Genomic DNA, 22,056 nt, shown 5'->3' on the forward strand with positions numbered 1-22,056 from the left:
CGTCACGTGTCGGTTCGCGATGGAGCGGCGGGGAGGTCCACCTCGACACGGAGTCCCCCGGCGGCTCGGGGACTGAGGGTGAGGGTTCCGTCGTGTGCTCGGGTGATGCTCGTGACGATCGCCAGGCCGAGGCCGACACCCGCATGGTCGCCGTGCACGCGCTCGGTGCCGCGCTGGAACGGCTCGGTGAGGGTCGGGACCAGTCCCGGTGCGAGCTGCTCCCCCGTGTTCTCGACGATGAGCGTGACCGACCCGCGGCGGGCCGCGGTGCTGACCCACACCGTGCCGGCTTCGGGGAGATTGTGGATGATCGCGTTGTGCACGAGGTTCGTGGTCATCTGCAGCAGCAGCGCCGGTGACCCGATCGCCGGGGTGACCTCGACGGAGGTCGTGAGGGTGACGCCGCGCTTCTCCGCGAGGTGAAGGAGCGTCTCGGTGGCCTCCTCCGCCAGGAGCGACAGGTCGACGCGTTCGCGAGTGAAGGACCGCTGGTCGGCTCGGCTGAGCACGAGCAGTGCTTCCGTCAGGTCGATCGCCCGGGTGTTGACGGCGCGCAGGCGTTCGAGGAGCACCCCGACGTCCCGGTCGGGGTCGTTGCGGGCGACGTCGAGCAGCGCCTGGGTGGTCGCCAGCGGAGTCCGCAGCTCGTGCGAGGCGTTGGCCGCGAATCGCCGCTGCTCGGCGACATGGGCCTCGAGCTGGTCGAGCATGGCGTCGAAGGCGTCGGCGAGCTCGCGGAACTCGTCGCGGCGACCCGGCAGCCGGATTCGGTGGGAGAGCGAACCGTTCGCGATCTTGCGTGTGGCTGTCGTGATCCGAATCAGTGGGGCGAGCATGCGGCCGGCGAGGATCCACCCTCCCAGCAGCCCGAACACCAGTAGGAAGAGCACCGCCCAGACCGCCGCCGGGGCGAAGGCGCGCACGAGGTCGTCGCGTCCGGGTACGAAGCCTTCGATGGTGTTGATCGCGTCGGCGGGAACGTAGCGAAGGAGGAACGCCCAGACGACCGCGAGCAGCAGGACGACTGCGAGGATGAGGAAGCCGGCGTAACTGAGGGCGAGCTTGAGGCGGACGCTCAGCCCGGGCTCCCTATCCATGCCGGCCTCCTGCGTCCGGTCCCGTGTCGATGCGGTAGCCCACGCCGGCGACGGTGGCGATGAGCCAGGGCTCGCCGAGCCGCTTGCGCAGCGCCGAGACGGTGATGCGCACGGCATTGGTGAACGGGTCGGCGTTCTCGTCCCACGCCCGCTCGAGGAGCTCTTCGGCGCTGATGACACCGCCCTCTGCGGCGACGAGGACCTCGAGCACGGCGAACTGCTTGCGAGTGAGCGCGACGTAGCGGCCATTCCGGTAGACCTCACGGCGGAACGGGTCCACGCGCAGCCCGGCGAGTTCACGCACGGGTGGCCGGTTGTGGGCGCGCCTGCGGTCGAGTGCCCGGAGCCTGAGCACCAGTTCTCGCAGCTCGAACGGCTTGGTGAGGTAGTCGTCGGCGCCGATCTCGAACCCGGTCGCCTTGTCGTCGAGCCGGTCGGCGGCCGTGAGCATGATGATCGGCATGCCGCTGCCGGAGGCGACGATGCGCTCGGCGATCTCGTCGCCCGACGGCCCGGGGATGTCGCGGTCGAGCACGGCGATGTCGTAGGCATTGATGCTCAGCAACTCCAGGGCGGCGTCGCCCGTCCTCGCGATGTCGGCGGCGATCGCTTCCAGGCGCAGGCCGTCGCGGATGGCGTCGGCCAGGTATGGCTCGTCCTCGACGATCAGCACTCGCACACTCGCCATGCTACGAGCCGCCGCATATGGTCGGGATATCGAGATTCGCTGACGCGCCCGCAACACGCGGCGGCGTTGGCTGGAGGCATGTCCTCCAGCGAATCAGCACCGACGGCAGCCCACCGCACCCGATCGGTCGTCACCGTCGCGGTGGCGACCGCGGTGGCAGTGGTCGTCGCCGGGATCGGCGCAGTCCTCGGCGGGCAGCAGTCGTCTGCCTCGTCTCCTCCGGCGGTACCGGATGCGCCACGCCTCGACGCAGCCGATGGTCCCGGCAGCGACCATGGTCATGATCTCGGGGCGGACGGCGACGTCCCCGACGGCGTGACGGTCTTCGACGACGTGCCGGCCGTGGCGAACCTCGACCCCGACCTGCTCGATGCACTCCAACGGGCGGCGACCGACGCGGCCGTCGACGGGGTCGTGTTCCAGGTCAACAGCGGCTGGCGTTCCCCCGAGTACCAGGATCAGCTGCTGCGCGAAGCCGTCGCGCAGTACGGCTCGACAACCGAGGCGGCCCGATGGGTGGCCACCGCGGACACCTCCCCTCACGTGCAGGGGCACGCGATCGACGTCGGGCAGTGGGATGCCACGACGTGGCTGTCCGAGCACGGCGCCGGGTACGGGCTGTGCCAGGTCTACGACAACGAGCCGTGGCATTACGAGCTGCGCCCCGAAGCCGTCGACGACGGCTGCCCGGCCAGGTACGCCGACCCCACGCACGATCCGCGGATGCACCGGTGACCAGCATGTCCCACGCCCCCGAGCCCCGACCAGCCACCGGGGGCGCCCTCATGCCGACCCCCCAGCCGGCTACCCGGGAGACCCCGCTCGCCGGCGTGCGGAACCCGATGCCCGCCCTCATCGCGGTCTTCGCGGTCTACCTCGTCCTGCTCGCCTGGATCGTGCTGTGGAAGCTCGACGTCCCGTGGATCGGCGGTGTGCAGCGCGTGATCAAGCTCGTCCCGTTCGTCCCGAGCGGAGGGGATGGTGCCAGCGCACCGTCCGAGGTCGTCGCGAATCTCCTCCTGTTCGTCCCGTTCGGCGTCTACCTCGGGCTCCTCGCGCCGTCGTGGCCGTGGTGGAGGGTCGCGGGCACGGTCGCCGGGGCGAGCCTGTCCCTCGAAGCCACCCAGTACGTCCTCGCCATCGGGAGCTCCGACGTCACCCACCTCATCGTCAACGCCGCCGGGAGCCTGGTCGGGATCGGGGTGCTCGCCCTGGCGCGCCGCAGGCTCCAGGCGAGGACGGCAGCCGTCATGGGGCGGATCTGCTCGATCGGGACAGTGCTCGCCGTGCTCGCGTGCGGCATCCTCGTCGCGTCTCAGCTCCGCTACGGGCCGCCGCGTGAATTGCCCGTTTCCTCGATGCACTCCGTGGCCGTACCGGACACCGGAACACCGGGACGGTGAACGTTCCGTCGGCCTGCGGTTGCGGATGGGTCAGTGGCGGCCCACCGCCTGGAGGTGGTTCGCGGCGCCGTAGTCCGCCACGTTCACGCCGAGCAGCTGGCCCTCGACGTCGGCATGGCGATAGTGCAGGCCCGCCCAGATGCGAGCGTCGATGAGCTCGGCGAGGGGCTGCGAGAACGTGTCGAACGTGCGCACCTTCGGCTCAGCGGGGCCGAGGAGTGCGGAAGCGCTCGTGATCTGGAAGCCACCGTCGATCGCGTCGCCGAAGTACATGCGCAGGATCGTGACGTGTGCGCCATCGAGGCAGTTGTGCCCCGACGGGTGGTCGGGATACGGCGCCGTGATCAGCGCGGTCCAGCCCGTCTCGGCATCCGTCGCGGGATTGTCGTCCTCACCCGCCCGAGGTATCGCGTTCCAGGGCCGCCAGAAGTCGTAGTAGTACTTGTCGTTCCAGCAGTTGATCGCGGCATCCGCCCCACTCAGGTTCTGGAGCGCTAGGAGCCTCGCGCTGTCGGCGGCGTTGAGGTCGTTCCGAACGATGAGCTGCCGAGCCACTTCGTTCCAGCTCAGGATGGGCGCGCTCTGCCACCACTTGGCGACGTACGTCTGGTGATCGGTCCGGGTGGACCCCGTGGCCCTGCCGATATCCTTCACGTCGTTGAACTCCTCCGCATACGCGGCGCTGTCGAGTGCCAGCGGTGGCGTGGTGCGGAACTGCGAGGAGCTCTGGATGAGGAACGGCTCGACGCCGCCCACCCACGGAGTCGGGTCGAGGATCTGCTGGCCAGCCGCATTGAGGAGCGGCCACCAGTGTCCGGGCCGAGTGTCGGGCACCCACTGGGACGGACCGAACCGTCCGTCGTCCGCCCTCGCCTCGAGCATGGCGACGGCCGCTGCGTGCCCTGCGGCGATGCCCTGCTGCTTCGAGGGGCCATCGGTGATCGCCGCGAGCGAGGCGGCGTATACGGTGGACAGCGTCTGCAGGAGTGCCGCGCGGCCGGGGAACGGCGCTCGCTCCGGTGCGGTCGAAACCAGATTCGAGAGCACCTCGTAGGCGGCAGTCGCCACGGCGGCGTCCGTCGAGGCCGTCGCCCCGACACGCTTCTGGAGGAGATAGGGCTGATGCTGTTTCGGCCCGATCGCATTCACCGCGTCGTACACGGCGCCCTGGGTCATGCCCATGTTGATCTGGAACGCTGGCGGCGCACCGCCGTCCGGTCCCGGAACGGCGACGAGCGTCGATACCGCGACTTGGTTCCAATGGGTGACCTCAGTGGCGTCGGCTGCAACGGGCGGTGCGGCCGATGCGACGAGCGGTCCGGCCGATGCGCCGTATGCACCGAGAGCGACCGATGCGACGAGCGCTGCGGCCACCAGGCTGAAGGATCGACGACGGGTCATGATGTCCCCCCACGTGTCGCGATCCGAGGCGAAGCCCCGGGTACCTCCGACTGTCCCACTAAAGCGCGAGCTTGTCTATAGCACAGAACGGCTGAAAATTCCATCGATTTCTCGAGCGCGTCGCGTTCGGGCGGATGTCGCGCTCGCCCGAGTGCACGCCGCGGCGCAATCCAAGCGGTTCGGGCAGCGTACTCGGGGACGAATCCTCGACCCGCGCGGCGGCGGCATCCATCGACTGGTCCTCCTCCCCCACGCATGCCCGGCGGAGGATGATGGATCCATGCCCACTGCCCACCGCCCCGGTCTTCGGGTCGACTCAGGCCTCACGATCCCCGAGTCCGAGCTGTCGTGGCGGTTCTCGCGGTCATCCGGCCCCGGCGGGCAAGGCGTGAACACCGCCGACTCCCGGGCGGAACTCGTGTGGGATGTGGCAGGCTCGGCCGTCCTCACTCCGCTCCAGCGGGAACGACTCCTCGAGCGTCTGCGCAGTCGCGTCGTCGACGGGGTAGTGACGATCACCGCGTCCGAGCACCGCTCGCAATTGCGCAACAGGGATGCTGCGCGCGCTCGGCTCGCCGCCGTCGTTGCCGACGCGCTGCGGCCGCCGTCCCCGTCGCGACGAGCGACGAGTCCCAGTCGCGGTGCCAAGGAACGGCGCCTGGAAGCCAAGAAGCGGCGCACCGACGTCAAGCGACTGCGTCGCCCACCGGGTGACTGACCACCAAGGTGGCACTCCGGGACGGAAGGACGCGATCGACCTGAGCGGGCTCCGCCCCTCGGGATCCTCTCGCGCGGCGGGAATCGAGCGCATGCATGCGCCCGCTGGTCCGGGCGCCAGGCACGGAGCATCCCGTGTCCCCGGTGCGTGCGACGATCCGCAGGAGGGACGATCGGCGGGAGGACGGGATGCGGGGCGAGGCGACGGTGTTGCACGCGGATCTCGACGCGTTCTACGCCTCTGTCGAGCAGCGTGACGCGCCCGAGCTGCGCGGCCGTCCCGTCATCGTCGGCGGCGGTGTCGTGCTGGCGGCGAGTTACGAGGCGAAGGCACGTGGGGTGCGCACCGCGATGGGCGGCCGGCAGGCGCGCGAGCTGTGCCCCGATGCCGTGGTGGTACCACCACGCATGGACGCGTATTCGGAGGCCAGTCGAGCCGTGTTCGCGATCTTCCGCGATACGACGCCGCTCGTGGAGGGGCTCTCCATCGACGAGGCGTTCCTCGAAGTCGGGGGTCTCCGACGCATCGCTGGCACGCCCGAGCAGATCGCGGTGCGGTTGCGTGAGCGGGTTCGGGCGGAGGTCGGGCTGGCCATCTCGGTCGGGGTCGCGCGGACCAAGTTCCTCGCGAAGGTCGCGAGCGCGGTCAGCAAGCCCGACGGGCTGCTGGTGGTAGAACCCGAGCGGGAGCAGGAGTTCCTGCTCCCGCTCCCGGTGGAACGGCTGTGGGGAGTCGGTGCCGTGACCGCCGAGAAGCTGCATCGGCTCGGCATCCGCACGGTCGGGCAGTTGGCCGAGCTCGAAGCCGCGACCGCCGAGCGACTGCTGGGCAAGGCGACCGGCGCACATCTGCACGCGCTCGCCCGGCTGCGCGACCCGCGCCCGGTCGACACCACGCACCGCCGCGGCTCCATCGGCTCCCAGCGTGCGCTCGGCAGCCGCTCTCGCACGGCCGACGAACTGGACCTCATCCTCACCCAGCTCGTCGATCGGCTCGCCCGCCGTCTCCGCGATGGGGACCGCGTGTGCCGCACGGTCGTGCTGCGTCTTCGCTACGGCGACTTCGGGAAGGCCACCCGATCGCGCACCCTCCGCTCCGCGTCCGACCGGACCGCCGTGCTGCTGATCGTCGCTCGAGGGCTGCTCGCCGGCGCGCAGCCCGAGATCGCGGAGCGCGGCATCACCCTGATCGGCGTCTCGCTGTCGCAGTTGGCGCGTGCCGACAGCCTCCCGCCGGAGCTGCCGATCGACTGGGACGACGGGGTGCGCCTCGACACGGTGCTCGACGCGGTGCGCGATCGCTTCGGTGCCGCGTCGGTCGCCCGAGCTGCGCACCTCGGTCGCGATCCGGGCTGGTCGCCGCCGCTACTGCCCGAACACGAGTGAACACGATGAACGATGCCGGCGGCCGTTCCGGGTGCGCGCCCGCCTCGCTCCGCCTGGCCGTCACCGTGCGGCGCTTCTCAGGTCCTGGATGAGCCGGGGCGTGCGCCACTGGCCCACCGTCGTGAACCAGCGCCCGATCGGATACGAGAGGCGCACGACGAAGTAGTTCACGTACTCGAGTACGCCGAACAGCCAGACCGCCGACAGTCCGAGCGCTGCGGCGATGGACGAGGGCCACCAGATGACCAGCCCGACGAGCCCGGCCACGAGCAGTACCACGTCGATCACGCGGAACGCCCGGTACGTGGCGGCGAATCCCGGCGGCATCGGCCGGCGTTCCACCCATCCGCGGGCCGCGAGCCAGTAGACGCCCGCCTGCACGAGTATCACGAGCAACGGAATCAGGGCCGACCACAGCGCCGCGGCATCCGACCGATGCTCGAGGCGGGGCGCGACGACCGCGGCGGCGATGAGCGTGAAGACGAGCGTGGCGACCAGTTCGCCGACGCCGAGGTTCACGTACTTTCGACGCAGGTCCAGTTCGAGCTCGGCGGTCATCCGGCCAGCGTATCGAGCGTGCAGCCTCACGTCGGCGGCAGGCGCGCACGATGGAGCAGCTCGAGTCGCAACTGGAACCCTCGACCGATTTCGACGCCATTGTGGCCGGCCGCTCGAACGAGTGGTCGGCTTCAGCCCGTTCGCGGCTCGGGGACGCGACGACGGGCATGCGGCGTCACGCCTCGCGGAGCTCGCCACGCACGATGGAGTCACCCGAATGCGCTGGGTCTCCGTCCACGGGCTCCGCGGACACGTCGACGAGCGTGTACTCGTCGAGGTCGATGCCGGCCGGCACGGCGAAGCGGCCTTCCGAGCCCTCGAGCAGCCCGAGGCTGACGAGCCCTGAAGCATCCGAACGGATGAGCCAGACCTCGCGCACGTCGTCCGACGGGACGTCGGCGTCGAGGGTGACGACGATCGAGCGGACCCCGTCATCATCCTCCTCGACGAGGGCCGTGCCTGACGTCGACCAGCCCGGGAACGCATCCAGGGATGCGCTCGCGACGATCGTCTGCCGCCCCGCCTGTCCGACGCCGAGACCGGAGAGCGCGACACCCAGCGCGATGCCGGCCACGATGCCCACGGCCGCGGCCGCAGCCGCGATGGGCCACCAGTGGCGCCGCGATGCAGCGGCCTCCGATGCAGAGACGTCGCGTGCACGGGCCGAGGTGTCGGGCATCCGCGTGACGACGGCCTGGCGCCGGTGGGGCTCGTGCTCCCCGTCGAGCGGTTCGGCTTCCGTCGACCGCGACGCCAACGGATCATCGGCGAGACCGGGAGCGAGACCGAGTTCGCTGTGGATGGCCGTCCACACGGATGAAGGCGGCGATTCGAGATCTTCGACGGGGTCGTGGCGACCGAGCTCGACCGTGCGAACGAGCGCGCCGTACTCCGCGCGGCATGCAGCGCACTCGTCGAGGTGGGATCGAGTGACACCCTCCGGCGTGACTCCATCGAGCGCGAGCGTCGCGAGGTCGTCAGGTTCGATATGGTTCATCGCCCACCTCCCATCGCGTCCTGAGCCTGCTGAGACTGCGTCGCACGTGACTCTTCACAGTACCCACGGGAAGCCCGAGGGTTTCGGCGATCTCCGAGTGGCTCAGCTGCTCATAGAACGCCAGCTGCATGACCCGACGCGGGACTGGCTCGAGCCGCTCGAGCTCCTCGGCCACCATGACGCGTTGGACGATCTCATCGCCCTCACCAGCTGGCCGAACGGACGCCTCGGCGACGAGCGCCTGCTCGATTCGCCGCACGCGGGAGCGGGCTTCGTGCGCGTCGGCGATGCGATGCCGCGTGATCCCGACGATCCAGGCACTGAGCGCGGAGCGCGACGGATCGAAGCCCTCGCGCGTGCGCCACGCCGAGATGTAGACCTGTTGCGTGACGTCCTCCGCATCGGTCCGATCGCCGAGAGAACGCATCGCGAGCCGGAAGACGAGCGGCGACCAGCGTGCGTACGCTTCGCGCAGCGCCCACTCGTCGCCGGCCGCGAAGTTCGTGCCGAGCGCCTGGTCGTCGACGGATTCCGAAGCCATCGAATTGCTCAGCTGACGCTCACCCCTTCGCGATCGTCGCACGCGATCTTCCGAAGCAGAATCCTGCAACGGGTTCGCAACCTGCTCCCGAGGCGCTTCGACCAGCATATCGATCACTCACTTCCGCCTGTGGGGGTTGCGGTGAGCACGAGATTGCTCAAGTAGCGACGGTTCTCGTCATCGAACTCCCCGCCGCACGTGACGAGGGTGAGTCGAGGTGGCCCGGAGCGGTCGAAGGCCGCCGGCCAGTCCACGTCGGCCTTGCCCGTGATCTCGAGGCGCTCCACGGCGTACGCATGCACGGTACCTGCGGCGTCCGTGACGAACACCGGCATGGCAGCGATCGCGTCCTTGAGCCGAGCGAAAGGAAGCAGGTCGTATTCGAGTGAGTCGACGTGCGCCGCGATCACGGTCGATCCGGTCGCACTCGCCGGGGCCGACCCCCACTGATACCACGCGGCGATGGACGGATCGTCGAAAAGGCCCATCCGACCTTGGGCATCCAGCCCGACGGGCTGCACGCGCACATCGATGCCGAGGTCTGGGATCTCGATTCGACTCGGCGGGGGCGCCGTCAGAGCACGGTTGTCCTCGAGTGCGGCCGATCTGCGTGGCACGGCCGGAGGCGTCGCGGTCGGCGCCTGGTGCATCGACCGGGTTCCGGTTTCCTCCGCCGGTGATGCGATGTCGGCGGCCCGCCCGTCAGGAACACCGCACGCGGACAGCGCGACGAGCATGGCGAAGGCCGCGATCAGGGTTCCCACCACCTTGGTCGCGGCCTTCACCAGCTCATCCCCCTTCAGCGCCGGCTCTCCGCCGCCGGGCGACGCAGCGCCGTGAAGGCCAGTGCGAGACCCGCGAGCACGGCGCCGCCGATGGCGACCCACGTCCCGCCGTCGGACCCGGGAGCGTTGGTCGCCGCGAGGCCGGCCACACCAGCGGGGACACCGTTGGGGGTGGAGTGCAGGCCGGTGATCGTCTGCACGGCGAGGTCGAGGTTGTCGTCCTCGAGGCTGCCCCACGCGTACACGATCGTGCTCGCGCCTTCGGCGACGTCGACGTCGGCGGGCCCGATGAGGGGCTCCGTGGTGCCGGCCGCGGCGACCGACGCGGACACGACGCCGGCCGGCAGGTTGAGGACCTGCTCGTTCGGATTGGTCAGGTTCGTGATCACCGGGGCACCACCCGCGAGCACGTCGACTGCGGGCGCGGCGGCGACGTGCCGGACGGTCAGCCTGCCCTCACCCGCTGCGGTCTGCGCGATGTCGTTCGTGAACAGCGTGGCCGTCGGATCACCCGATTCCGTGAGGTGGGCCACAGTGGTGTAGTTCTTCCCCGCTTCGAGCGAGAGGTCCACCGGTCCGATCGCAGGCGACGAGGCGTCCGCGGCATCCGACGCCGTGATGGCGACCGAGTACGCGCCGGCTGGGAGCTCCAGCGGGCCCGCGAGGTCCCCGGGCTCGAAGTCGTCGAGCGTGAGTGCGTCGTCGACGTACACGTCGACGGTGAGGCCCGGCACGCCGTGTAGGACGGAGAGCTGAGCGGGGCCTTCAGCCGCGTTGGCCGGCCCGACGGCGCCGAGGGCGACGAGCGTTCCGGCGCCGATTGCGGCGGCGAGGATCTTCTTCATGGTTCCCTCCAAGTCTGCCCCGTGGTGGGGCGCGAGTTGCCTTCACCACCTACTTCCGCCGCCCGGTCGGAATTGGATGCACCTGCATGGAACTTCTTGCGCAACGCTCGGACTCGAGTCGGCGGCCCGGACGCGAGGTTCCGAGCCGCCGACGGGAGCACTGACCCGTCAGGGTGTGTCAGTCGCCGCAGATCCCCCTGGCGGTCTCGTTCTTGCCCGCGCCGCCGATCGCCTTGACGACGTCGCCGACATTCGTGAAACCGAGGGCCCCTTCGGTGTTGATGGTCTTGTGCACCTGGCCGAAGCAGGCAGCGTCGGCGGGCGCAGCGTGGGCGGTGCCGGCGACGCCGAACGTGGCGAGAGCGGCGATGAATCCGGTGGCGAGAATGCGCTTCATTGAACTTCTCCTTCAATCGGCGGGTGCGTATTCACCCGATACCTGTACTTCCACCGGAAGCCCGGTTTCGGATGCACCTGCCGCAGCTGCGATCCGGAAATCCGCGCATGTGATTCCCGAACGACAACAGGACTCGGCCGGCGCAGGACCTCATGGGAACTTCGTGCCGACCGATTCGGTCACGGCTGGGTCCGCCCGCGCATGTGGTCTGCGACGCGGGTTCGCGGATCTTGCAGCGGGCTCGCAAACACGACGAGCTGGCCGTGTCGCGCTTCATCCCCGCATTTGATTGAGCGTGAGGGCGCCGTGAGGATCGGGCGGGTGGGCGTTAGGGATCCGTGAGGATGGGCTCCGCAACATGTGCTCGGGTGTTGCATCGCAGGTGCGATGACGTCGGTCCGCCGAGGTATTGCAGGAGGAGCTTGCAGATGCGCGATTGGACCGAGTTCGAGTTCCCGGCCACCGTGCCCGGCCCGGCCGTGGGCCGCCCGAGGACGCCGCTCTCGCAATGGCTCTTCCAGCACAAGGTGCCGCCCGCCGGCCCGGAGATCGGGGAGTCGACGGTCCCGCAGCATTCCTGGTGGAAGGTGATGTCCCTGACGGGCGTCGACTACTTCTCCACACTGTCGTACCTTCCCTCGATCGCCGTCCTCGCCGCCGGCGCGGTCTCGCCGATCGCCACGCTGTTGATCGTCGCGCTGACCCTGCTCGGCGTGTTGCCGATGTATCGGCGGGTTGCCGAGGAGAGTCCCCATGGACAGGGCTCGATCGCGATGCTCGAGCGGTTGCTCCCGTTCTGGCGGGGAAAGATCTTCGTCCTCGCGCTGCTCGGCTTCGTCGCGACGTCGTGGATCATCACCATCACGCTGTCATCCGCGGATGCGTCGGTGCACCTCATCGAGAATCCCCTCGCGCCCGAGGCGCTGGACGGGCAGGCGGTCACGATCACGATCGTGTTGCTGCTCATACTGGGCGGCGTGTTCCTGCTCGGATTCACGGAGGCGGTGAATGTCGCCATTCCCCTCGTGGCGGTCTTCCTCGGGCTCAACGCGATCGTCATCATCACGGGCCTGATCGATCTGGCCGCCGACCCGGTGGTGGTCGACGACTGGTGGGCGGTGCTGACCTCGAGCGGCGGGGGCTTCTCCGGCGTCCTGCTCCCGGCCCTGCTCGCATTCCCCCTGCTCGTGCTCGGGCTCTCGGGCTTCGAGACCGGTGTCAGCCTGATGCCCCTCGTCAGCGCGACAGGTGAGACCCCGCAGGAACGGCTTGCATCACGGATCCGGAACACCAAGAAGCTCCTCACTACGGCAGCGCTGATCATGAGCGTGTACCTGATCTCGAGCAGCTTCGTCACGACGTTGCTGATCCCGCCGGAGGCGATCGAGCCGGGCGGGGAGGCGAACGGCCGAGCGCTCGCGTACCTTGCTCATGGGTTCTTCGGGGACGCGTTCGGAACCGTTTACGACATCAGCAGCATCCTGATCCTCTGGTTCGCCGGGGCGTCGGCGATGGCCGGATTGATCAACATCGTGCCGCGGTACCTCCCGGCATACGGGATGGCGCCCGAATGGAGCCGCGCGATCCGCCCCGTCGTGCTGGTGTACACGACGATCAGCATCATCATCACGATCGCGTTCGACGCGGATGTCGATGCGCAGGCAGGTGCGTATGCCACCGGCATCCTGGCGATGATGGTGTCGGCCTCGGTCGCTGTGCTGATCTCCGCGGTCCGCCGTCGCCAGCCGCTCTCGATCGTCGGGTTCGCCGCGCTGACCGTCATCCTCGGCTACGCGCTCGTGGCCAACGTGATCGAGAGGCCCGACGGTCTTGCGATCTCGGCGATGTTCATCCTCGCCATCGTCGTGGTGTCGATCATCTCCCGGGTGTCACGCACGACCGAGATACGCGCCGAACGGATCGAGTTCGACGAGACTGCCCGCCGGTTCATTGCGGACTCGCTCGCGTACGACGGCCAGCTCAACCTGATCGCGAATCGACCCGGCGTCGGCGACGCCGCCGAATACGCCGAGAAGGAACTCAATCAGCGCCGCCTCAATCCGGTGCCCGGTATGGCCGACGTGATATTCCTCGAGATCCACGTCGTCGACCCATCCGTGTTCCGCGAGGTGCTGCAGGTTCGTGGCGTCGAGGTCGACGGTCATCGGGTGCTTCGTGCCGAGAGTCCCGCTGCGCCGAACGCGATCGCTGCGATCCTGATGGCGATGCGCGATGCGACCGGCGTGCAACCTCACGCCTACTTCGAGTGGTCCGAGGGCAATCCGCTCTTGCACATGGTCCGCTACATCCTCCTCGGACGCGGTGACACTCCTCCGGTCGTGCGTGAGATCATCCGCGAGGTGGAGAAGGATCCAGCCGAGCGACCCGTGATCCACGTGGGCGGGTAGCTGACCGACGCACCTCATCCATGGTGCGTGAGGTGATCATTGGGATCGGGCTCGGGCCTGGACCCGCACATCAGTCCCGAGTACGCGCTGCTGCAGGTGGGCCGCGTTGCGGAGGCGCGGGGTCTCGAGGCATCCGAACTGCGCGAACTCGTGGAGTCTAGGATTCAGGCACGGGACCTCGGGTACCTGGGCGAACCCACCGTGAACGTGCTGCAACTGAATCTCGCCCTCGCGGAACTCGGCTAGGAGCAGGCGCATGAAGAGGGGGCAGCTTCGGGTGTTCCTGGGCGCCGCTCCCGGCGTCGGCAAGACCTACACCATGCTCGAGGAGGGCCGACGCCTTCGCAACGACGGCCATGACGTCGTCGCGGCCTTCGTCGAGACACATGGCCGGGCGGCCACCGCCGCGGTGATCGGCGACCTCGAGGTCGTGCCCCGCCGCTCCGAGACGCACCGGGGCATGGCCCTCGAGGAGATGGACGTCGGCGCCGTGCTGGCGCGCAAGCCCGAGATCGCCCTCGTCGACGAACTCGCGCACACGAACGCGCCCGGCTCGCGGCATCCGAAGCGCTGGCAGGACGTCGAGGACCTGCTCGCCGCGGGCATCGACGTGCTCTCGACGGTGAACGCCCAGCACATCGAGTCGCTCGGCGACGTCGTGCTGCAGATCACGGGCGTGCCCCAACCCGAGACGATCCCCGACTCGGTGCTGCGCTCCGCCGACCAGATCGAGGTGATCGACCTCGCCCCGCAAGCGCTGCGCGATCGACTCGCGAGCGGACTCGTCTACCCCGCCGAGCGCATCGACGCCGCCCTGTCGAACTACTTCCGGCTCGGCAACCTCACCGCGCTCCGCGAGCTCGCGCTGCTCTGGCTCGCCGACGAGGTCGAGAAGGCGCTCAAGGCCTACCGTGCCGAGCACGGCATCACGGGCAAGTGGGAGGCGAGGGAGCGAGTGGTCGTCGCACTGACCGGCGGCCCCGAAGGAGAGACGCTGCTCCGTCGCGGCGCACGCATCGCCGCCCGCAGCTCCGGCGGCGAGCTGCTCGCCGTGCACGTCACGACCCCCGACGGGCTGCGGGCCCGTCACCCTGAGGCCCTGGCCAGACAGCGTGCCCTCGTCGAGCAGCTCGGCGGCACCTTCCACCAAGTCGTCGGCGAGGACGTACCGCGAGCCCTCGTCGACTTCGCGAGGGCGTCGGATGCCACGCAGCTGGTGCTCGGCGTCAGCCGCCGATCCCGCCTCGCCGCCGCCTTCACCGCGCCGGGCATCGGCGCGACCGTCATCCGCGAGTCGGGCGACATCGACGTGCACATCGTGACGCACGCGGCCGCCGGCTCCGCATTCTCGCTTCCCCGGCTCGGCGGCGCGCTCAGCCGCACGAGGCTCGTCGCGGGTTTCGTCGTCGCGCTCGTCGTGGGCCCGCTGCTCAGTTGGGTCCTCACGATCTTCCATACCGAGTCCTCGATCACGAGCGACGTGCTCGCCTACCAGCTGCTCGTCATCGTCGTGGCGCTCGTGGGAGGGCTCTGGCCCGCGCTCTTCACCGCCGTGCTCTCGGGCGTCACCCTCAACTACCTCTTCATCGAGCCCCTCCACACGCTCACGATCGCCGAGCCCCGGCAGCTGCTCGTCCTCGTGCTCTACGTCGCCAATGCCCTGCTCGTGAGCATCGTGGTCGACCAGGCGGCGCGGCGCACCCGCGAGGCCCGGCGTGCCGCCGCCGAATCGCAGCTGCTCGCCACGATGTCAGGAAGCGTGCTCCGCGGCGAAGATGCGCTGCAGGCGATGGTGACCCGCACCCGCGAGGCGTTCGGCCTCACCGGGGTTCGCCTCCTCGTCGACGGCGAGCCGCGAGTTGCCGACGGCGAGCCGACCCGCGACGACCGGGTGACGAACATCCCGATCGGCACGCGGGGCGTGCTCGAGCTGCACGGACCCGACCTGGAAGCATCCGAGCGCCGCCTGCTGCAGGTCATCGCCACCCAGCTGGACGCCGCGATCGAACACGGCACCCTCGCGAGCGCCGCCGAAGCTGCCGACGAGCTCGCTGAGACGGACAAGGTGCGCTCGGCGCTCCTCGCCGCCGTTGGACACGACCTGCGCCGCCCGCTCACGTCGGCGTCGGCCGCCATCAGCGCGCTGCGCTCGCCCGAGGTCTCGCTCCCGCCAGAGCAGAGGACGGAGTTGCTCGACACCGCCGCCGAGAGCCTCGATTCCCTCGCCGCGCTCGTCACCAACCTGCTCGACGCGAGCCGGCTCCAGGCGGGCGCGCTCGCCGTCACACTCGCACCGACCGACATGGCCGACGTCGTATTCCCGGCGCTCGACGAGCTCGAGTTCGGCCCCGGAGAGGTCGAGCTCGACCTTGCCGACGAACTGCGGCCGGTGCTCGCCGACGCGGGGCTCCTGCAGCGCGTCATCGTGAACCTGCTCGCGAACGCGGTGCGCCACTCCCCCGACGGCGAGCGGGTGCGGGTCGCCGCAAGCTCGTTCCGCGGCCGTACCGAGCTGCGGGTCGTCGACCGCGGACCCGGAATTCCCGCCGAGCGACGCGACGGGGTGTTCACGCCGTTCCAACGGCTCGGCGACACCGACAACGACACGGGCCTCGGCTTGGGCCTTGCGCTCTCGAAGGGGTTCGTCGAAGGCATGGACGGCACGATCGACGTCGAGGACACGCCAGGCGGCGGGCTCACCATGGTCGTCACGCTCCCCACCGCAGAGGAGGCGCCATGAGGATCCTCGTCGCCGACGACGACGCCCAGCTCCAGCGGGCGCTTCGCATCACGCTCGCCTCGCGCGGGTACGAGGTGGTCTCCGCGGGCGACGGTGCCGAGGCGATCGAGCTCGCGGCAAGCGCCCATCCCGATCTCCTCCTGCTCGACCTCGGGATGCCCCAGGTCGACGGCATGGACGTGATCCGGGCGGTGCGCGCGTGGTCCAGAATGCCGATCCTCGTGCTGTCGGGACGCACCGACTCGGCCGAGAAGGTCGAGGCGCTCGACGCCGGCGCCGACGACTACGTCACGAAGCCCTTCGCCATGGACGAGCTGCTCGCCCGGATCCGGGCCCGAGCCCGTGCCACGGGGGCCGACGAGTCGGATGCCGCGACGGTCGCGATCGGCGACCTCGTCGTCGACCTCGCGGCCAGGACGATCCGACGCGCGACGTCGACGAACGCCGACGGCAGCGCCGCGGCATCCGTGCGCCTGACACCGACGGAATGGCGGCTGCTCGAACAGTTCCTCAAGAACCCCGGCAAGCTCCTCACGCGCCAGATGCTGCTCTCGGAGGTGTGGGGGCCGTACCACGCGAACGACGCCGGCTACCTGCGCCTCTACGTGGCGCAACTGCGCCGCAAGCTCGAACCCATCCCATCCGAGCCGACGCACTTCCTCACCGAGCCCGGGATGGGGTACCGGTTCGAACCCTGATTCACTGAGGGTGCCGCGCCAGGGCCCGAGCTGGACTACCGACGCAATGCAGCACCGCGGTGACGTCATGGGAGGACCCCGCGCAACGCTCGCTCGCACCCGCTCGACGGTGCTCGCGCTGATCTCGCCTGTCATGTCGGTACCGCTCTCGCGTGTGACACGTCAGTGTCTTCTCCACCAAGCACCCCGGGGGTCACCAGTACCCCTGGCCAGTAGCGACGACGGGCGCGACGAGCCGAGGGGACGGGCAGGCTCGTTGCTGTCACCGACCACCCAGGTCATGAAAGGACAGCATCATGAGCACCATCATCGACAGCATCACCAGCATCCGGCCGTTCGCGGTCGAGTTCTCGCAGGAACAGATCGACGACGCGCGCCGGCGGATCGCGGCGACGCGATTCCCGAGCCGGGAGCTCGTCCAGGATCGCTCGCAGGGGGTGCAGCTCGCGACGCTGCACGCGCTTGCGCGGTACTGGTCGGACGAGTACGACTGGCGCAGGGTCGAACGACGGCTGAATGCGCTGCCGCAGTTCACGACCGAGATCGACGGGGTCGAGATCCACTTCATCCACGTGAGGTCGCCGCACGAGAACGCGATGCCGCTGATCATGACGCACGGCTGGCCTGGTTCGGTCATCGAGCTGCTCGACACCGTCGGCCCACTGACCGACCCGACCGCGCACGGCGGCTCCGCCGAGGACGCGTTCCACGTCGTGCTGCCGTCCCTGCCCGGCTACGGCTTCTCGGGCGAACCGACCGAGCTCGGCTGGGAGAACGGCCCCATCGCGAGCGCCTGGGCCAAGCTCATGGACCGCCTCGGCTACACGCGCTACGTCGCCCAGGGCGGCGACGTGGGCGCCGCGGTCACCGACGCGATGGGCCGCCAGGGACCCGACGGGCTGATCGGCATCCACATGAACCTGCTCGCCCTCGCGATCGGCGTCAAGGACATCCTCCCGGCCGAGTCGGAGCCGGAACGCGCCGCGCACGCCGCCCTCGACACGTTCACCACGGACGGCTTCGGCTACTTCCTCGAGCAGTCCACGCGTCCGCAGACGATCGGCTACTCGCTGCTCGACTCGCCGATCGGCCTCGCCGCCTGGATGCTCGACCACGACACCGACAGCTACCTCAAGATCACCCGCGCGTTCGTCGACGGCGACCCCGTCGGCAACCTCACCCGTGACCAGATCCTCGACAACATCACCCTGTACTGGATGACGGGAACCGGCGCGTCGGCCGCCCGGTGGTACTGGGAGTTCGGCCGGTTCCTGGCCGCGTCCCACGGCCACACCCCGCCGCCGGTGCAGGTCCCGGTCACGTTCACGACCTTCCCGGGCGAGCTCTTCCCATCTCCGCGCACCTGGGTCGAGACGGTCTACCCGACCACCACGTACTTCAACGAGGTCGACCGCGGTGGTCACTTCGCGGCCTGGGAGGAGCCCGAGCTCTTCACGGCCGAGGTGCGTGCTGCGTTCAGGTCGCTGCGCTGATGTTCGCGCTCCGCGCCTACGCACCGGGTGAGCCGGCACGACTCGCCTTCGACGAGGCCCCTTCGCCCGACCTCGGACCACGGGATGTCCTGGTCCGAGTGCACGCCAGCGGCGTCAGCCCGGGCGAGCTGGACTGGCCGGGGGCGTGGCTCGACCACGACGCCACGCCCCGCGTGCCGCCGATCGTCCCGGGGCACGAAGTCGCCGGCGTCATCGAGGCGGTCGGCTCGGACGCGACGGGCTTCGCCGTCGGGAACGAGGTCTTCGGCTACATCGACGTCCATCGTGACGGAGCCGACGCGGAGTACGTCGCCGTCCGGGCCGACACCGGCGAACTCGCTCCGAAGCCCAGCAGGCTGACCCACCCGGAGGCGGCGGCGGTCCCGCTGTCCGCCCTGACGGCGTGGCAGGCGCTCTTCGATCACGCGGACCTGCAACCCGACCAGCGAGTGCTCGTCCACGGCGGTGCCGGGGGCGTCGGGACGTTCGCCGTCCAGTTCGCCCGCTGGCGGGGCGCCCACGTCGTGGCGACGAGTTCCGAGCGCGATCGTTCGTTCGTGAGCGAACTGGGAGCCGACGAGGTGATCGACTATCGCGGCACGCGGTTCGAGGACACCGTGGCGGAGGTGGATCTGGTCCTGGACACGGTGGGAGGAGACACGTGGTCGCGATCATGGGACGTGATCCGCCCCGGGGGGCGACTCGTGTCGATCGCCGTCCCGCGTCCACCCGACCGCGACGAAGCCGACGGGCGCCGGGCGGTCTGGTTCGTCGTCCGGCCGGATGTCCGGCAGCTGGTCGAGATCGGCCGGTTGCTCGACGCCGGGCTCGTCCGGTCGATCGTCTCTGACATCCTGCCGCTCGCCCGTGGCGCAGAGGCCTACGGGCCCGGCGCCCGGCGCAGCGGGCCGGGCAAGGTGGTGCTGTCCGTGGCCGGCGACTGACTGAGAGACCGAACCCACCGCCGGCTGGCGCCGCCCCTCTGACAGCGCTAGCCGGCGAGCGGCTCGTACTTCGGGAGGGTGGTTCTCAGCGCCCTGCGCGAATTGATCTGGAGCTTCATGAAGACCTTCTTGAGGTGCCATTCGACCGTACGGGGACTCAGGTACAGCGTGGCGCCGATCTCGGCGTTCGTCCTCCCGTCGGCAGCCAGTCGCGCCACGTGCGCCTCCTGAGGGGTGAGCCCCTCGTGCTGTGCCTCCGTGCGCTTGCGCACCGTCGCTCCGGTCGCGAGCAGCTCATCCCGGGCGCGTTCCGCGAAGCCCTCAGCGCCCAGGTCGGTGAACATCGAGTGTGCCGTCCGGAGTTGCTCGCGGGCGTCGACCCGCCGGCCCTCGCGTCGAAGCCACTCACCGTACAGGAGATGCGCACGCGCCACCTCCGGACGCAGACGAGTCGTGCTGAGCCGTTCGATCGCCGTGACGTAGTGCGGTTCCGCCTCCGCTGCGTCGCTGAGCAGGGCGGTCGACCGCTCCGAGATGCCGATCGCCCATTCGGTGCCGCCCACGCTCGCGCTCGCCGTGAGTCGCCGGAGGGAATCCGCCGCTCGCTCCGGCTGGCCGAGCCTCGCGGCCGCCTCGATGAGCTCCGCCGAGGCGAAGATGGAGACGAACCAGTCGGGCCATGCATCCCATGCTCGCTGAGCGGCATCCAGGGCCTCGTCATATCTCCGCAGGCCGTTCAGGAACACGGCGCCGGTCCAGTGCGCCCATTGGAGCCCGAAGCCGGATCCGCTCGCGCGGGCCTTCCGCGTGGCTTCCTCCAGCAGGGTGAAGCCCGCGGATTCACGACCGCGAAGTGCTGCCAGCAGCATCGCACCGAATGGGGGAACCCGACTGCCGATCGCCTGGTTCACGGCATCCGCCTCGGCACACAGTCGCAGGGCGGCTTCGAACTGCCCCGTCAGCGCCATCGTGATCGCGGAACCGTTCAGACCGAACGCGAGGGGGGTCAGTGCGCCTGCATCTCGCGCCAGCTGCAACTGCCGCGTCGTGATCTCGTTCCGGACCTCGAAGTCCCAGAGCTCGAGTGCGGCGCATGACGCGATCACACTCCACCGCATCCCCCGGTCCACCGGGAGGTTCTCGACGAGGAATTCGCTGAGCGCGCGACGGAGCGCGGGTGCTGCCGCCTCGCGACCGTCGGTCATCAGCACGGACATCCCGTGCAGGAGGAGATCCGTACCGTGCTGATCGTCTCGGAAGAGTCGCCGTCCGCGAACGACGCGCGAGACCTCGCGCATGTTGGCTCCGGCCCGATCGCCGGCGAAGAGCGCCGCTCCCCATGCATCGAGATAGGCCTCGCGAGCCACAACCGGATCGAGGGGCTCCAGCCGCTCGGCCGCGGCGACCAGGAGAGCGGGCACTTCCTCGAGCGCTCCCGAGGCCGACACGATCTGGGCCCGGATCAGGTCGGCGCGAGCGCGCTGAAGCTCGTCGAGCCCGGATGCGTCGGCCGTCTGGAGTACGTGCAGCGCGGACGCGAACTCGCCTGCGTGCAGGCTCGCCTGGGCTGCCGCGAGGGCGCGTTCCGCCCGCACGGCGGGGTCGTTCGTCAACTCGACCGAGCGCGCGAGGAATGCTGCAGCTGCGGAGAGACCGCCTCGGGCGCGCGCGCGCCCCGCCGATCGCTCCAGTTCCGTGGCGACGGCCTCGTCCGGCACGACGGTCGCAGCAGCGAGATGCCACGCGCGCCGATCGGGATCGGCCTCCGGGTCGATGGACTCCGCGAGGGCGAGGTGCGCGGCGCGCCGGTCCTGCGCCGACGCCGCTCGGTAGATCGCGGAACGCACGAGCGGATGTCGGAAGCGCACGCCGCTGTCGACGGCCAGGAGGCCCTCGCTCTCCACGGCCTCCGCAGCCGCGGCATCGATGCCGAGACGTTCCGCGGCCCGCCAGAGCAGTATCGGATCGTCAGTGGGCTCGGCCGCGGCGAGGAGGAGCAGAAGTCGCGCCTCCGTGGAGAGTGCCTCCAGACGAGCGACGAAGGCCTCTTCGATTCGCTCGGGCAGCTCGCGCTCGTCGTGCAGGACGAAGGCACCCGGGAGCTGCGTCGAGCTCAGTCGCCGCGGCAGCTCGAGCAACGCGAGCGGATTGCCGCGGGTCTCCGTGAGGAGGCGATCGCGCACGCGCGCGTCGAGTCGGCCGGGGATGACCGTCTGGAGGAGTTCGCGAGCGTCGTCCTCGGCGAGACCTTCCAGCCGCAGTTCCGGCAGTCCGTCGAGTTCGCGATTCGCGGCGGGCTCCCGCACGGCGAAGACCATGCCGATCGAATCCGCGAGCAGCCGTCTTGCAACGAAGGCGAAGGCTTGCCCGGAGGCGCTGTCGACCCATTGCGCATCATCGATCAGGCAAAGCATCGGCTGCTGCGCAGCGGACTCCGAGAGGAGGCTCAGCGCAGCGAGCGACACGAGGAACGGGTCGGGGGTCGCGCCGTCGATGAGCCCCAGCGCAACGCTCAGCGCCACCTCCTGCGGTCGAGGGAGCGAGCCCACTCGTTCGAGGATCGGCCGACAGAGCTGATGCAGGGACGCGAACGGCAGCTGCATCTCCGACTGCACGCCGGCCGTACGGAGAAGCTGGAGGCCAGCGGCGTGATCGGCGCAGTGGCGCAGAAGGCTCGTCTTGCCCACCCCGGCTTCGCCGCGGATCACCAGGACTGCCCCATGACCGCCTCGTGCTTCGGCAAGGAGATCCTCCAGCAGCTTCAGCTCGCGCGCACGACCCAGCAGCAGCCGGTCATCGTGTACGCCCATGCGGAGGCCTCCTTGCCAACCGCTCCTCACGACCCTGAGGCCGCCGAACGGCTGATACACGACGTTGCATCGCTGTCGAGCCGAGCCGGCGGGCGGCGGCACCGAGGGCACGAGATGAGGAAGTCTCGCTTGGCTCGGAGTGTAATCC

At 69.7% G+C, this 22,056-nt stretch carries 19 protein-coding genes and 1 pseudogene; 10 read left to right on the forward strand and 10 right to left on the reverse strand.

The window, feature by feature from the left end; genetic code table 11:
• Nucleotides 1–2: 2 nt before the first annotated feature.
• Complete coding sequence (locus EV187_RS10590) at nucleotides 3–1,097, reverse strand: sensor histidine kinase (RefSeq protein WP_130352998.1); 1,095 nt, start codon at nucleotides 1,095–1,097, stop codon at nucleotides 3–5.
• On the reverse strand, nucleotides 1,090–1,776 hold the full coding sequence (locus EV187_RS10595; RefSeq protein WP_130352999.1) for a response regulator transcription factor: 687 nt from the start codon (nucleotides 1,774–1,776) through the stop codon (nucleotides 1,090–1,092). Before EV187_RS10595 ends, EV187_RS10590 begins: the two co-directional genes overlap by 8 nt.
• 87 nt (nucleotides 1,777–1,863) lie before the next feature.
• Here EV187_RS10595 and EV187_RS10600 point away from each other — a divergent pair, with 87 nt between their 5' ends.
• Both EV187_RS10600 and EV187_RS10605 read left to right on the forward strand, forming a co-directional pair.
• Nucleotides 1,864–2,520, forward strand: a complete 657-nt coding sequence (locus EV187_RS10600; RefSeq protein WP_130353000.1) for a M15 family metallopeptidase — start codon at nucleotides 1,864–1,866, stop codon at nucleotides 2,518–2,520.
• Nucleotides 2,521–2,525: 5 nt separating this feature from the next.
• Entirely contained in the window at nucleotides 2,526–3,188 is a 663-nt protein-coding gene (locus EV187_RS10605; protein WP_242609576.1) for a VanZ family protein, read from the forward strand.
• A gap of 30 nt (nucleotides 3,189–3,218) precedes the next feature.
• Here EV187_RS10605 and EV187_RS10610 read toward each other — a convergent pair whose 3' ends face one another.
• Nucleotides 3,219–4,364 carry a vanadium-dependent haloperoxidase gene (locus EV187_RS10610; RefSeq protein WP_130353001.1) on the reverse strand — a complete coding sequence of 382 codons (1,146 nt, stop codon included), beginning with the start codon at nucleotides 4,362–4,364 and terminating at the stop codon, nucleotides 3,219–3,221.
• A gap of 505 nt (nucleotides 4,365–4,869) precedes the next feature.
• Here EV187_RS10610 and arfB point away from each other — a divergent pair.
• Nucleotides 4,870–5,307, forward strand: a complete 438-nt coding sequence (gene arfB / locus EV187_RS10615) for an alternative ribosome rescue aminoacyl-tRNA hydrolase ArfB (protein ID WP_130353002.1) — start codon at nucleotides 4,870–4,872, stop codon at nucleotides 5,305–5,307.
• Between the two features lie 188 nt (nucleotides 5,308–5,495).
• Nucleotides 5,496–6,692: a DNA polymerase IV gene (gene dinB / locus EV187_RS10620; RefSeq protein WP_130353284.1), complete on the forward strand. Its 1,197-nt coding sequence runs from the start codon at nucleotides 5,496–5,498 to the stop codon at nucleotides 6,690–6,692.
• A gap of 60 nt (nucleotides 6,693–6,752) precedes the next feature.
• Here dinB and EV187_RS10625 read toward each other — a convergent pair whose 3' ends face one another.
• From EV187_RS10625 to EV187_RS10650, 6 genes are all read right to left on the reverse strand, one after another.
• Nucleotides 6,753–7,250 (reverse strand): hypothetical protein, encoded by a 498-nt coding sequence (locus EV187_RS10625; protein WP_130353003.1) that lies wholly within the window; start codon nucleotides 7,248–7,250, stop codon nucleotides 6,753–6,755.
• 175 nt (nucleotides 7,251–7,425) lie between these two features.
• Entirely contained in the window at nucleotides 7,426–8,247 is an 822-nt protein-coding gene (locus tag EV187_RS10630) for an anti-sigma factor (protein WP_130353004.1), read from the reverse strand.
• A complete protein-coding gene (locus tag EV187_RS10635; RefSeq protein ID WP_242609577.1) occupies nucleotides 8,228–8,896 on the reverse strand; it encodes an RNA polymerase sigma factor in 669 nt (222 codons plus the stop codon). Before EV187_RS10635 ends, EV187_RS10630 begins: the two co-directional genes overlap by 20 nt.
• Before the next feature lie 5 nt (nucleotides 8,897–8,901).
• Nucleotides 8,902–9,573, reverse strand: a complete 672-nt coding sequence (locus tag EV187_RS10640) for a class F sortase (RefSeq protein WP_130353005.1) — start codon at nucleotides 9,571–9,573, stop codon at nucleotides 8,902–8,904.
• A gap of 14 nt (nucleotides 9,574–9,587) precedes the next feature.
• Nucleotides 9,588–10,418 carry a DUF4397 domain-containing protein gene (locus EV187_RS10645; protein ID WP_130353006.1) on the reverse strand — a complete coding sequence of 277 codons (831 nt, stop codon included), beginning with the start codon at nucleotides 10,416–10,418 and terminating at the stop codon, nucleotides 9,588–9,590.
• Between the two features lie 178 nt (nucleotides 10,419–10,596).
• Nucleotides 10,597–10,815 carry a hypothetical protein gene (locus EV187_RS10650; RefSeq protein WP_130353007.1) on the reverse strand — a complete coding sequence of 73 codons (219 nt, stop codon included), beginning with the start codon at nucleotides 10,813–10,815 and terminating at the stop codon, nucleotides 10,597–10,599.
• A gap of 428 nt (nucleotides 10,816–11,243) precedes the next feature.
• Here EV187_RS10650 and EV187_RS10655 point away from each other — a divergent pair, with 428 nt between their 5' ends.
• The 6 genes and pseudogenes from EV187_RS10655 (at nucleotide 11,244) to EV187_RS10680 (ending at nucleotide 19,098) form a co-directional block, all read left to right on the forward strand.
• A complete protein-coding gene (locus EV187_RS10655) occupies nucleotides 11,244–13,223 on the forward strand; it encodes an APC family permease (RefSeq protein WP_130353008.1) in 1,980 nt (659 codons plus the stop codon).
• A 45-nt stretch (nucleotides 13,224–13,268) separates the two neighbouring features.
• Nucleotides 13,269–13,469, forward strand: a pseudogene (locus EV187_RS10660) (potassium-transporting ATPase subunit C); the annotation flags it as partial.
• Between the two features lie 10 nt (nucleotides 13,470–13,479).
• On the forward strand, nucleotides 13,480–15,963 hold the full coding sequence (locus EV187_RS10665) for an ATP-binding protein (RefSeq protein ID WP_130353010.1): 2,484 nt from the start codon (nucleotides 13,480–13,482) through the stop codon (nucleotides 15,961–15,963).
• Nucleotides 15,960–16,661, forward strand: coding sequence for a response regulator (locus EV187_RS10670; protein ID WP_130353011.1), 702 nt, complete (start codon nucleotides 15,960–15,962; stop codon nucleotides 16,659–16,661). Before EV187_RS10665 ends, EV187_RS10670 begins: the two co-directional genes overlap by 4 nt.
• A 296-nt stretch (nucleotides 16,662–16,957) precedes the next feature.
• Nucleotides 16,958–18,154: an epoxide hydrolase family protein gene (locus EV187_RS10675; RefSeq protein WP_130353012.1), complete on the forward strand. Its 1,197-nt coding sequence runs from the start codon at nucleotides 16,958–16,960 to the stop codon at nucleotides 18,152–18,154.
• On the forward strand, nucleotides 18,154–19,098 hold the full coding sequence (locus EV187_RS10680; protein WP_130353013.1) for an NADP-dependent oxidoreductase: 945 nt from the start codon (nucleotides 18,154–18,156) through the stop codon (nucleotides 19,096–19,098). Before EV187_RS10675 ends, EV187_RS10680 begins: the two co-directional genes overlap by 1 nt.
• A 47-nt stretch (nucleotides 19,099–19,145) precedes the next feature.
• Here the strand turns inward: EV187_RS10680 and EV187_RS10685 are convergent, their stop codons facing one another.
• Nucleotides 19,146–21,908: an ATP-binding protein gene (locus EV187_RS10685; protein ID WP_130353014.1), complete on the reverse strand. Its 2,763-nt coding sequence runs from the start codon at nucleotides 21,906–21,908 to the stop codon at nucleotides 19,146–19,148.
• Between the last annotated feature and the right edge of the window lie 148 nt (nucleotides 21,909–22,056).

Source organism: Agromyces ramosus (assembly GCF_004216665.1).
Classification (GTDB): Bacteria; Actinomycetota; Actinomycetes; order Actinomycetales; family Microbacteriaceae; genus Agromyces; species Agromyces ramosus.